Here is a 12337-nt window from a genome sequence, read left to right on the forward strand (position 1 = left end):
CCCCCGGGGTGACGCCAACGGTTCCCGGGGGTTTCAGTGTCCGGTGGTGCTCAACCGCCGGACGCGGGCGCGTCCGCGCACACGCGCAGGCCCACCGTGACGTCGCGCAGCGAGGCCTCCGGCAGCTCGCGGTTGGAGGACCGCGCGCTCGTCACGTTGAAGGTGAAGCTGCCGCCCCGGGCCACCGGGCGGCCGGGCTCCAGCCACGAGCGCGTCCACTCCCACACGTTGCCGGCCATGTCGTCCGCGCCGAAGGGGCTGCGGGACGCGGGGTGGCTGCCCACGACGTCCGGGCCGAAGCCGCCCGGGTCCTTGCCGTAGGTGACGTCCACGTTGGCCTCGTCCGGGCCCAGCCGGTTGCCGTGGGGGTACTCGCGGCCGTCCACGCCGCGCGCGGCGCGCTCCCACTCCAGCTCCGAGCACAGCCGCGCCCCCGGCACCCGGCCGGACTTGGACAGCCACGTCACGTAGGCCTCCGCGTCCGCGAAGGTGATGCCGCTCACCGGGAACTGGCGCCAGTCCTGCTCCGTGCGCTGCGAGCGCCGCGCGTACCGCACGGGCTCCCCCGTCCGCGCCGTGTAGCGCACGCCGCCGGGCTGGAAGCGCAGGCGCCAGCCGTTGCCGTCCGGCTCCAGCGCCAGGCCTCCGGCGTACCCGCCCGTGCCCACGCGGGGCTGGCGCGAGGCGCGCTCCTCCGGAGACAGGGCCGCCAGGTACTGGAGCCAGTCCGCGTACGTCGTCTCATGGCGGGCGATGAGGAAGCCCTGCACGGGCACGGTGTGCAGCGGGGTGGCGTTGAAGAAGTCGCGCACGCTGGACTCGGCGGCGCTGCCGAAGCGCACGTCCCCCGGGGGCACGTACACGAACCCCGGCGGGAGCGAGCCCGCGCGGACGAGCGGCAGGACGACGTCGCGCGCCTCCCCGCGCGTCAGCAGCAGCGGCTGCACCGACGCCTCGTGGCCCGGGGCGCGCACGGTGAGCTGGTAGGCCCCCGGCGGCACGGTGAGGCCGGTCCAGGGGAGCGCGCCCGGGAGGGGCAGGGGCTCGCCCACGACCTCCGGCCCCGAGGCATCGCGTGAGACGGGGCGCAGCTCCGCGGAGGCGCCGGGCGCGTCCACCTGGAGGGACAGCCGCGCGGGCGCGCTCCAGCGGCTCCAGCGCACGCCGTCGGGGTCGTAGAGGCGCAGGCGCTGGAGCAGCGCGGGCAGCACGGGCTCGTGCTCGCTTTCGGCCCACAGGGCACGCTCGTAGAGGAAGTCCGCCAGCGCGTCGCGCACGTCGGTGCGGGTGGGGGCCAGCGCCAGCGCGCGCTCCAGCCGGTCCGCCACGGCGTCGAAGTGGTGGGACAACTGGGCGCCATGCCCCGCCACCTTCGCCCAGGTCCGGTCGCCGTCCGCCTTGTGGCCCGTGTCGTAGAGCTGGAAGGCCTCCGCGCGCTCGGCCTGGAGCGCGTCGCGTTCGCGGCGCACGGCCTCCAGCTCCGACGCTGCCGAGGCCAGCTCGCCTCGCACGCGCGCGTCGAGGACGCGGCGCTCGCGCCACTGGAGGCCCGCGTACACGAGCCCCAGCGACACGAGGAAGCCCAGCGCCAGGCCCACCTTCAGGCGGCGGCTGCGCACGCCGGTGCGGCGCGAGGCGAGGAGGAAGGACTGCTCGCGCCGGGTGAGCTCGGAGGGCTCCAGCAGCTCCGTCTCCGCCAACTGGCGCGGGCCCCAGAGCGACTCGCGCGCATGGCCCAGGCGCTCCCACTGCGCGGCGGCGGCCTCCAGCCGGGCCTGCACCTCGCGGCGCTCGCCCGCCTCCACCAGCCAGCGCGCCAGCGTGGCCCAGCCGGAGAGGAGCGCCTCGTGGGCCAGCTCGTACGCGGTGCCGCCCTCCCCTTCGCGCGCCACGAGCAGGCGCGCGCGCACCAGGGCCTCCAGCGCGGCGCGGTAGCGCGGGTCGTCCCCCACGAGCTCGCGGTCCGTCTTGCGCGCGCGGGTGCCGTCCGCCGTCACCAGGCGCAGCATCACCCCGCGCGCCGCCGAGCGCTGGTCGGGCAGCAGGCGGGCCACCGCGGCGTCCGCGTGCCGGGCGAGCGCGCCGGACACGCCGCCCAGTGAGTCCAGCGCCGCCTGGGTCATCACGCCCCGGGACTCGTCGCGCGCGTCCCACAGCTCCGCGAGCGCGAACTGGAGCAGCGGCAGGCCGCCGTCGGAGGCGGCCGTGGAGGCGACGAGCGCGTCCACCACGGCCTCGGACTCGAAGCGCACGCCCTTCACGCGCGCGGGGCCGACGATGGCCTCGCGCGTCTCCTCCGGCGTGAGCGCGCGCAGGAGGTACAGCGCGTGCGGCACCTCCGGGCCCAGGCCGGGCACGGCGGTGAGGCGGGTGAGGAAGTCGCTGCGGCCGGTGGCGAGCAGCCTCAAGCCCCCGGCCGCCTCCGTGAGCGACCCCAGCGCGGCGCCCGCCAGCGCGGCCTCCTCCGGCGGGGACAGCGTCACCAGCTCCTCCAACTGGTCCATGTAGACGAGCAGCCCGCCCTGCGTGCCCAGCTTCGCGCGCAGCCTGCGGCCGAGCGACGTGGGGTCCTGGCGCAGCGTCTCCGCGAGGGGCTCCTCGTCCACCTCCAGCACCGGCGCGAGCGCCACGGCGAGCGCGGACACGGACCTGCGCCCGGGCACCAGCCGCGCGGTGCGCCAGCGGCGGCCGTCCTCCAGCGCGCCGTCCGCCACGGCGGGGAGGATGCCCGCCAGGCACAGGGACGACTTGCCCACGCCGGAGTCGCCCGTCATCAGCAGGAAGGCCTCCGCCTTGAGCCGCTCCAGCACGGCGCGCTGCTCGCGGCGGCGGCCGAAGAAGAGGCCGCGGTGCTCGGCCTCGAAGGCGCGCAGGCCCCGGTAGGGGTTGCCCTCCGGAATGGCGGCCGGGAGCTCCTCGCGCGTCAGCGCCTCCAGCGAGTCGAGCAACTGCGCCGCGGACGCGTGGCGCTGGGCCGGGTCGCGCTTCAGGCACTTGTCGATGGCGGCGGCGAAGCCCGGGTCCACCGTCGGGGCCACCTCCTGGAGGGGGCGCACGTCGCGGGTGCGCACGGCCTCGGACAGCTCGCGCCAGGGCACGTCGCGGAAGGGGCCCCGGCCCGCGCACAGCTCGTAGAGCACGACGCCCAGCGAGTACACGTCGCTGCGCGCGGTGAGCTCCTCGCCGGCCCAGGCCTCCGGGGACATGTAGTAGGGCGTGCCCACCAGCGCGCCGCGCGGCAGGGACGGCAGGAAGACGCCGTCCAGCGAGCGGGCGCCGAGCGCGGGGCTGGACTCGGGGTCCCAGTCCGCGGGCAGCTCCGGCGGCGGCAGGGGCGCGCGCGGCGGGGTGGACTCACCGGCCTCGGCGCGGTCGAGCAGCTTGGCCAGGCCGAAGTCGAGCAGCTTCACCTCGCCGCCCTCCGTGAGGACGGCGTTGCCGGGCTTGATGTCGCGGTGGAGCACGCCCCGGCGGTGCGCGGCGCCCAGGCCCCGGGCCAGGTCCCGGCCAATGCCCAGCGCGCGCTCCCAGGGCACGGGCCGGGTCAGCCGGTCCAGGCTGACGCCCCGGATGAACTCCGAGATGAGGTACGGCTGGTCCTCCAGTTGCCCCACCCGGTACAGGGTGACGACGTTGGGGTGCTGGATGCGGGCGGCGGCGCGGGCCTCCACCAGGAAGCGCGCCAGCGCGTTGGAGCCCAGCGCGGGGATGAACTTCACCGCGACGGGGCGCTCCAGGAGCGTGTCGTGCGCCAGGTACACCCGGCCCGTGCGCCCCCGTCCGAGCGGCCGCACGATGCGGTACTCGTCGAACTCCTCGGGAGGAGTCCACGCGTCGGGCGGAGAGGACGAGGCGGGAGAGCCCACCAGGGTTGCCTACGTTTCCCGCGTCCAGGGGTCAACCGGGGGGCCCGCGGGAGCCCGCCCCGGCGCAGGGTGCCGCGCCCGAATGTCCACCCATGGACACCGCGGGGAGCAGCCTGGGGTTACTCCTGACCCGAGCGGGGCTTCGCCTTGCTGGGTTTGAGCATGTTGCGGATCTTGTTCTCCAGGTCCTGGGGCAGGCAGGGCTTGGCGACGAACTCGTCCGCCCCCACGGACAGGGCGTGCTCGGCGTTGCCGGCGAGCACGTGGCCGGTGAGGGCCATCACGGGGATGTCGCGGGTGCGGGTGTCCTGCTTGATGCGCCGCGTCGCCTCCCAGCCATCCATGACGGGGAGGGACAGGTCCATGAGGATGATGTCCGGCTCTCCCTCCTGGGCCTTCTCGACGGCCTCCAGGCCGTTCTTCGCGGTGTCCACCTCAAACCCGCAGAACTCCAGGTATTCGGCGTACATCTCGCGGGCGTCGTCGAAGTCGTCGACGACGAGGACGCGCTGCTTGGCGTTCACGGGAGCGGGCCCACCGCTCGCGGTTGGCTCACCCTCTGGAGATGTCAGGACCGCGTTCTTCATGGAGCAGAGGCCTCGCATGTAGGGGAGGGGCGGAGCGAATCTAAACACGTCCACCGAAAAGCGCCCGTTCTCACAAGTTTTCCCTGGACGTCTCCCAGGGTAGGTCCGCTGTCCGCCGGGCGACAGGGACACAGCGGACGACAGTGTAGGTGGGCGGAGGGACTGGGGGTGGGGGCTCCGCCAAGAGCCCCGATGCACCTGACTCAGTCGTTGGGGCGGAAGACGTGAAGCCGGGACTGGGTGGCGTCCTGCTCGTCGGCTTCGCTCCAGGCAAGGAAGATGCGCCCGTTCTTGTCCGTGCCGAGTTGGGATTGGCTCACCGGTGTAGCACCCGGATTGGCGCTCAGCGCGCCTCCGAGCGGCTCCCAGTGGTCTGTGTTCCACCGCTGGATGAACAGGCTTCGCACGGAGGACGAAGCTTCGGACTCGGGTTCTTCGAGCAGCATGATCAACCGGCCTTGCGCGTCGAACTTGAGAGCGGTGGTGGAGGCATCCGTCCTCCCGGTGACGCGATCGTAGGTGTCTCCCACGCGCTCCCATGTCCCCGCTCCAAACAACACCTCCTGCACCAAGACAGACTGACTGCCATTGGACTGGACTGGACTGGCGACGACGATCCGATTATCCCCGCCCACCGTCATCGCCATCATGGGAGACTCGGCATGTCTGGAGGGAACGTACCCCAGTTCGCTCCCGCCCGCCTTTCGAACAATATAGATCGCCCATCCAGGAAATCCGTACTCCGTACGGCTCCAACCCAGGATCTGCTCATTCAATTGATTCAGCTCCAGGTGCAGCGAAGTGAGGTTTGGGACCGACTGAGCGCCAGACCCCACGTTTGATCGCCACTCTCCTGCCTGAAAGCGGAAGACAGTGACTCTGAGTTCCGAGGCATTCCTTTCCTTGAAAGCAATGACAGGGACCCCCCCATAGCTTTCCACCTTCATTCGCAAATCGGTCACACTGGCTTGCGTCAAGATAGGAATGACGGGCGCCCCCAAGGCAGTCCAAGCGCTTCCGGACCACCGCCGGACATGGATCTCCACGCTGCCATCGAGCTTGGGTTGGACCCAGGCTACGTGCGGGGTGTCTGACGGGTCGAGGTGCAGAACACACTCCGTTGCCTGGGGGTCTCCGGTGCTGCCCTGGAGCGGGGCTCCCAGGGATTGCCAGGCCCCGCCATTCCATCGTTCGACCTGGACGCCGGACGTCTCCGTTCCCAACCGAGCCACCAGTGGAGTTCCTCCGCGGTCCACCTGGAACGAGAAGAAGTCCACTCGGGGCCAAAGTGTCTGGGAGTTCCCCAGGGGAAGGAAGGCAGGAACCCGCCAGGACCACCCCTGGGAGGGCATCGACACGGGGTTGCCTGCGGTATCCGCCACGCTCGGATCGAACACCACCCGCATCACTTCGCTCACGGGCAGTGGCTCAAGCGGTTGAAGCGTCAGGACGCGGCCATCCTGCGACAGCGAAACCTCCGCGGAGACCTCACGCTGTCCCGCCAGCAGTCGGACCGTGCTGTTGTTCACGCTGCCCGCCACCACGGGCTCGGACAGCTCCGCGCGAACCGTCTGGTGCACGGACACCCACTGCGCACCGTCCTGGGGAGTCTGCGCGATCAGCGATGGCTTGGTCCGGTCCACCACCAACTGGCGCTGGGTGCTCAAAGACTCCTGCCCACATCGGCGCGCCCGGACGACGAATGCATGCGGTCCTTCCGAGACGGATTGGGTCTCCCAATCCAGCACGAAGGGTTCCTTCAGGGTCGCGACCGCGGTGCCATCCACGAGCAGGTCCACGGCTTCCGGTGTGTCGCCCGTCAGATGGACCTGGAGCCTCGCGGAGCTTCCGACCTGTGCCCCTTCCATGGGTGACACCCATTGGATGCCGATCGGCTCCTCGCCCACGGCACTGCAGTCAGGCTCGTCGGGCGGGGCCTCAATGTCTGGAATCTGGATGCATGCTGCGGGCATGAGCAGCATCGCCAACAGGACTGAACCGAGGTTTTTCATGAGGCCGCGACTGAGCAAGAAGAGGTCCATCCGGAAGTGGACTCGCTCCCCATGCATCTACGGGATGTTGCGCGTCGAGCGACGCTGAGCCAAGTCTCCATTCAAGACGGGAGGATCCCTCCGCAAGGACACCTCGAAACGAAGATGCCCCCGCGAAGCCTGTGGCTTCGCGGAGGCATCCAGGTGGCTTCAACCACCTACGTCAGGCTGACGCAGGCAGAATCAAGGAGCAGGGGTCGGCGCGGGGTGCTGGCCGATGCCCGTCGCTTCCAGGTCCGCGTTGATCGGCTGGCCCCAGATGGACTCGTAGACGTCGTTGGTGCCCAGGACAGGCGCCAGGCTGCTGAACGAAACGACGAGACGAATCTGGCTCGGATTGAGGGCAACGGAGCCCGTATACCGGAAGTAGTAGCGGGTGCTGTACCCGGACGGCTGGATGCCGAACACGGGCAACTCGGCCGGCGTGCGCGTCTGGACGGGCTTCGTCGGCTCGATGATCTCCAGGGGGTAGCCCTGGCCGCTGTAGTTGCCGACCTCACCGAAGGAGTTGCCGCCCACGGTGCCGTTGTTGTCGATGTCCGCGTTGAAGAAGACCTGGACGGACTGGCCGACCTGCTTCGCGATGGGCGCGCTGAAGTTCACGAACACTTCTTCAAGACTGTTGAGCTGCGTCGCGGTGGCGGCGGGCGGGGCCGAGGTCTCCTGGTACCGCAGCTCCGCGATGGTGATCGCCCTCGGCGCGGACTGGTCGCCTCCGAAGAAGAAGCCCGTGCGGCTGTAGTTGCTGCCACCCTCGGCGGCCACCGCGCGCACGAAGATGTTGTACTCCTTGCCCTCCTGCACGATGCCGTTGCCCGGGGTGATGGTCGCCGAGTAACCGCCGACGTTCACATTCGCCGTCACCGGCAGGGACTCCTTGGCGTACTCGTCCGTCAGGCGCACGAACACCGAGCCCGGCTGCACCGGCTGGTTGAAGTACACGTAGATGGGCTCGCCAGGACGCACCATGTTCCGGAGCGGATCCACCTCCGCGGCGCCCTTCAGGCTGGACACGTTGCCACCCTCGATGGTCAGCGCTCCCGCGCCCGACGGCTTCGAGTAGGCCAACTGCGCCAGCGTCGTGGCCTGCGTGCCCACGATGGAGCCACCCGAGTAGCTCTTCGTGTAACCGCCCGTGTCCACCACGCCGTCACCGTTGGTGTCCAGCGGCGCGATCCACAGGTTGTACGAGCCGTTCAGGCGCGCCAGCTCCACGCCGGAGGGGATGCCGTTGAAGGTCAGGATGCCGTTGGAGTCCGCCGTGGACTCCACGTAGACCTTGCTCACCACCGAGTTGGCCTGGTCGTAGTTGCTCAGGATGACCGAGCCCGCCCGGTCCACTTCCAGCACGCCCTTCGCGCCCACCGCCGGACGGCCCTGCGGCGTCACCACCGTGACGGCCAGCGAGCCGTTCAACTGCGTCAGCGTCACCGGGCCGAAGCTCGCGTTGCCGTTGTTGATGGGCACCGTGCCCGCGGACGACGGCACCGTGGAGGTCGCGCGCAGCGTCGAGTAGCCGCTCTTGCTGAACGTCAGCAGCACCTGCGCGCCCGCCGGCACGTCCGTCATCACGAAGTTGCCGCTGGCGTCCGTCGTCGCCGACTTGCCCGTCGGCTGGCTGCCAATCGTCATCGCGACCGTGACGTCCGCGATCGGCTGCAGCGTCGTGCTCAGCACCTGGCCCGACACCGTGCCCTTCGGCGTGGAAGGCACCACCACCGACACGTTGTTCGGGTCCCGGATACCGTCCGCGACACCATCATTGTCCGCGTCAGTCGGGTCACCGCACCCCCAAGCCAGCAGCGGCAACACGGCCATCAGCACATGCTTCTTCATCGTCCCCACCTTGAATTTATGACGGAATTTTCACGCCCCAGACGCTCCAAAAGGGCGGAAATCGGACACTCCCCGACCCAGCCCCACGCCGTCAAGGTGGGGTGATTTCTACCCAAGGGCTTCCAAGCGCCCCGGACTAGGATGACTCGCCATGTCAGACATCAACGACCCCTGCCTGGGCTGCGCCATCGTTCGCGGGGAGGTCCACCCACCGGGTGGCATGCTCGCGCGGGCGCCCGGGCTCGTGCTCCACGGGGTGGCGTCCCCCAGCCCCGTCCCGGGCTGGGTGGTGCTCACCAGCGAGCAGCACGTGCGCGGCTGGTATGACCTGGACGAAGGGGCCTCGCGGGAGCTGGGCCCGTTCGCCGCCCGGGTGATGCGCGCCCAGCGCGAGGTGCTCGGCGCCGAGCACGTCTACGCCTTCGCCATTGGGGACGTGCTGCGCCACTTCCACCTGCACCTCGTCCCCCGCTTCGCGGACACCCCGTCCCACCTCCGGGGTCGGGGCGCCTTCGACGCGGCCCCGGCGGAGCACCTTCCGCCGGAAACGCTGGAGGCCGCGGCCCGGCGGCTGGCGGCGGCGCTCGCCCGCTGACCCACGCCGGGCGTGCGGCGCACGTCAGGGCCGGCCAGTGTCATGGACCTGACACCGTATCGGGGGAAGAATGCAGGCGTCCTCATGCGTGCATTCCCCCTCGGCCCCTGGCTGCTGTCCCTCTGGCTCCTCACCGCCGGTCCCGCGCTCGCGGACAACAACGCGGACGAGGCGGACATCGCCTTCGAGCTGGGCAACGACGCGTACTCGCACGGCAACTACACGGAGGCGCTGCGCTCGTACTTCACCAGCTACCGGCTGGTGCCCAACCGCAACGTCCTCTTCAACATCGCGCGCTGCTTCGAGGCCCTGGGCAAGTTCAACGAGGCGTACCGCTACTACAACGACCTGCTCGGCGAGGACCTGCCGGCCGAGGACGCCTCGGAGGTCTCCCGCTCGCTGGAGCGGCTGCGCCCCAAGGTCGCCCTGGTGCGCGTCACCACCAATCCCCGCGGCGCGGAGGTCTTCGTGGACCGCGCGGACCTGGGCAGCCGGGGCCGCTCGCCGCAGACGCTCGCGCTGTCGCCGGGCCGCCACAAGGTCCTGGTCCAGAAGTCCGGCTACCGCCCCACCGAGGCCAGCGTCACGCTCGTCCGCGGCCGGGAGGTGCCGGTGGACCTGGACCTGGCCCTCATCACCGGCATGGTGGACATCACCGGCGCCCCCGAGGGCGCGGAGGTGCGTGACAGCCCCACCGGCCCCGTCCTGGGCCGCATCCCCGCGAAGCTGCGCCTGTCTCCGGGCCAGCGCGTGCTGCACGTGCGCGCGCCCGGCCACGCGCCCGGCCAGTACGTCATCGACGTGCCCGCCGAAGGCACCCTGCCGCTCGCGGTCACCCTGACGGCCCAGACGGCGCCCAGCGGCCGCGTCGTCGTCACCGCCAACCACGACGGCGCCACCGTGCGCGTGGACGGCCGGCCCGCGGGCTTCACCCCCACCGTCGTCACCCTGCCGCAAGGCGAGCACGTGCTGGAGGTGGAGAGCCGCGACGTGCGCCCCGTGCGCCAGAAGGTCACCGTCGTCCCCGACCAGGAGGTGAAGGTCCACGCCACCCTGCGCTACGAGCCGCCCCCGGTGCGCGCCGCGTCCAAGCGCCTCTTGGCCGTGGACGAGGCCCCCGCCTCCACCACCGTGCTCACGCCGGAGGAGCTGCGCGCGTTCGGCTGGCGCACCCTGGCGGAGGCGCTGGCGGGCGTGCGCGGCTTCTTCCTCACCGACGACCGGACGTACACGTACCTGGGCGTGCGCGGCTTCTCGCCGCCGGGCGACCTCAACACGCGCATCCTCATCCTCTGGGACGGCCACGCGATGAACGACGTGTGGGCCGGCCAGGGCTACGCGGCGCACGACCTCAGCGTGGACCTGGAAGAGGTGGAGCGCATTGAAGTGGTGCGCGGCCCCGGCAGCGCGCTGTACGGCACGGGCGCGTTCTTCGGCGTCATCAACGTGGTGCCGCGCGAGTCGCTGGGCCTGGACCGGCGGCTGGAAGTCACCGGCGCCGTGGGCGCGCTGGGCGCCACGCGCGTGCACGCCACCACGTCCTGGGAGGACCCCCAGCGCTCCGTCCTCTTCAGCCTGGCGGGCATGAAGTCCCACGGCGCGGACACCACCCGCCTGGGCGACCCGGGGCCCATCGTCACCGGCCTGGACGGGGAGAAGGCCGGCACCGGTTCGCTGCGCGCGCGCCTGGGCAACCTGTCCCTGGTGGCCCAGTTGCACGGGCGCAGCAAGGACGTGCCCACCGCGCCCTATGGCACCGTGGTGGGCGCGCAGGGCACGCGCGTGCAGGACGTGCGCGGCTTCGTCGAGGCCAAGTACGAGCGCCCCCTGTCCGAGCGCTTCGTGCTGTCCCTGCGCGGCGCCCTGGACCTGAGCCGCTACAAGGGCCACTGGAACTACGGCGGCGACACCTCGGAGACGAACACCGACTCCGGGGCCGCGGACTGGCTCACCGCCGAGGGCCGCCTGCTGGCGGTCCTGTCCGAGGCCAACCGCCTCACCGTGGGCGTGGAGGGCCAGGCCCAACTGCGCGTGGACCAGAAGAGCGTGGGCCCCGCGGTGGCCGCGTCGCTGAACGCGCCGACGCGCTCGCTCGTGTCCGTGTACGCGCTGGACGAGTGGCGCCTGCACCCGCGCCTGAGCCTGTCCCTGGGCTTCCGCGTGGACAAGTACTCCGACCTGGACTCGCTGCCGCTCACGCCCCGGCTCGCGGTCATCGGCCGGCCGTACGAGCAGGGCCTCACCAAGCTCGTCATCGGCCGCGCGTTCCGCGCCCCCAACGTCTACGAGCTGTTCTACGAGGACAACCTCCTCACCCAGCGCCCCGCGAAGCAGTTGAACCCGGAGACCATCACCACCTTCGAGGTGGAGCACTCGCACGACCTGACGCACGAGCTGCGCGTGACGGTGGCGGGCTACCACAACCGCATCTCCCGGCTCGTCACGCTCACCACCGAGTCCCTGGCCACGCCCGCGTGCGGCACCCCGAGCGCGCCCACCCAGTGCCTGGTGTACGCGAACAGCTCCGGCGAGACGCTGGCGTGGGGCGCGGAGGCCGGGCTGCACTGGCAGCCGGGCCGCTGGCTGCTGGTGGACCTGAGCTACTCCTACGTGACGCTGCGCAACGCCTCGCAGGACGTGGTGGAGGCCGCGCCCGCGCACCTGGCCTCCGGGCGCTTCCTGCTGCCCGTGGGCAACGGCGACATGCGCATCGCCACGCAGGCCACGTACCAGAGCGCCCGGGTGCCCGGCATCGCGGGCGCGGACAGCGGCGAGGCGCTGCTCGTGGGCTTCGGCGTGTCCGGGGACTACGGCCGGCTGCGCTACTTCGCGGGCGTGAACAACCTGCTCGACACGCGCTACACCTTCGTCGTGAGCGACGACGTGTCGGCCGGGCCCGTGCCGCAGTACGGCCGCACCTTCAACCTCCAGCTCACCGGCAGCTTCTGACAGACTTGCGCGCCATGAACGACCTCCGCTTCGACTTCATCGACCCCCGCCATCCGCTCTACGCGGGCGAGCTGGAGCTGCGCTTCCGCGTGCTGCGCGAGCCGCTGGGCCATGCCCGCGAGGACGTGAAGTTCCCCTTCGAGGACGACAGCCTCCACCTGGTGGCCCACGCGAACGGCGACGTGCTGGGCTGCGTGCTCTTCCACCCGGAGGACGCGCACGGCGGCCGGCTCTTCCAGATGGCGGTGTCCCCCTCCCTGCAGAAGAAGGGGCTGGGCGCGAAGCTGGTGCGCGCGCTGGAGGAGGAGCTGCGCACGCGCGGCTTCCGCCACGTGCACCTGCACGCGCGGGCCCCCGTCGTCCCCTTCTACGAGCGCCTGGGCTACGCGCAGTACGGCGAGCTCTACGAAGAGGTGGGCATCCCCCACCGGAACATGCAGCGCGACCTCTGAG

General features: G+C 71.2%; 7 protein-coding genes. 3 read left to right on the forward strand and 4 right to left on the reverse strand.

All coding sequences use genetic code 11. The annotated features are described in order from the left end of the window. Positions 1 to 50: 50 nt before the first annotated feature. The 4 genes from K8556_RS08455 to K8556_RS08470 form a co-directional block, all read right to left on the reverse strand. Positions 51 to 3866 (reverse strand): SUMF1/EgtB/PvdO family nonheme iron enzyme, encoded by a 3816-nt coding sequence (locus K8556_RS08455; protein ID WP_223739512.1) that lies wholly within the window; start codon positions 3864 to 3866, stop codon positions 51 to 53. Between the two features lie 119 nt (positions 3867 to 3985). Beyond that, positions 3986 to 4453 carry a response regulator gene (locus K8556_RS08460; protein ID WP_171421672.1) on the reverse strand — a complete coding sequence of 156 codons (468 nt, stop codon included), beginning with the start codon at positions 4451 to 4453 and terminating at the stop codon, positions 3986 to 3988. A 203-nt stretch (positions 4454 to 4656) separates the two neighbouring features. Then, positions 4657 to 6495 carry an Ig-like domain-containing protein gene (locus K8556_RS08465; protein WP_223739513.1) on the reverse strand — a complete coding sequence of 613 codons (1839 nt, stop codon included), beginning with the start codon at positions 6493 to 6495 and terminating at the stop codon, positions 4657 to 4659. A gap of 192 nt (positions 6496 to 6687) precedes the next feature. After that, the gene (locus tag K8556_RS08470; RefSeq protein WP_223739514.1) at positions 6688 to 8340 is read right to left on the reverse strand and encodes a carboxypeptidase-like regulatory domain-containing protein; all 1653 of its coding nucleotides are present in this window, start codon (positions 8338 to 8340) and stop codon (positions 6688 to 6690) included. A 151-nt stretch (positions 8341 to 8491) separates the two neighbouring features. Between K8556_RS08470 and K8556_RS08475 the strand changes: the two genes are divergently transcribed. The 3 genes from K8556_RS08475 to K8556_RS08485 all read left to right on the forward strand — a co-directional run bounded on the left by K8556_RS08475 (position 8492) and on the right by K8556_RS08485 (position 12336). Beyond that, on the forward strand, positions 8492 to 8935 hold the full coding sequence (locus tag K8556_RS08475) for an HIT family protein (protein WP_223739515.1): 444 nt from the start codon (positions 8492 to 8494) through the stop codon (positions 8933 to 8935). 84 nt (positions 8936 to 9019) lie between these two features. Then, positions 9020 to 11884 (forward strand): TonB-dependent receptor domain-containing protein, encoded by a 2865-nt coding sequence (locus K8556_RS08480; RefSeq protein WP_223739516.1) that lies wholly within the window; start codon positions 9020 to 9022, stop codon positions 11882 to 11884. Positions 11885 to 11898: 14 nt separating this feature from the next. After that, the gene (locus K8556_RS08485) at positions 11899 to 12336 is read left to right on the forward strand and encodes a GNAT family N-acetyltransferase (RefSeq protein ID WP_223739517.1); all 438 of its coding nucleotides are present in this window, start codon (positions 11899 to 11901) and stop codon (positions 12334 to 12336) included. Position 12337 lies beyond the last annotated feature (1 nt).

The sequence above is a fragment of the Corallococcus sp. AS-1-12 genome, from assembly GCF_020036995.1.
GTDB lineage: Bacteria > Myxococcota > Myxococcia > Myxococcales > Myxococcaceae > Corallococcus.

Coding starts and splice junctions, on each gene's coding strand:
- K8556_RS08480 (WP_223739516.1), top strand. CDS start 9,020: ATGCGTGCATTCCCCCTCGGCCCCTGGCTGCTGTCCCTCTGGCTCCTC.
- K8556_RS08460 (WP_171421672.1), bottom strand. CDS start 4,453: ATGAAGAACGCGGTCCTGACATCTCCAGAGGGTGAGCCAACCGCGAGC.
- K8556_RS08475 (WP_223739515.1), top strand. CDS start 8,492: ATGTCAGACATCAACGACCCCTGCCTGGGCTGCGCCATCGTTCGCGGG.
- K8556_RS08470 (WP_223739514.1), bottom strand. CDS start 8,340: ATGAAGAAGCATGTGCTGATGGCCGTGTTGCCGCTGCTGGCTTGGGGG.
- K8556_RS08485 (WP_223739517.1), top strand. CDS start 11,899: ATGAACGACCTCCGCTTCGACTTCATCGACCCCCGCCATCCGCTCTAC.
- K8556_RS08465 (WP_223739513.1), bottom strand. CDS start 6,495: ATGGACCTCTTCTTGCTCAGTCGCGGCCTCATGAAAAACCTCGGTTCA.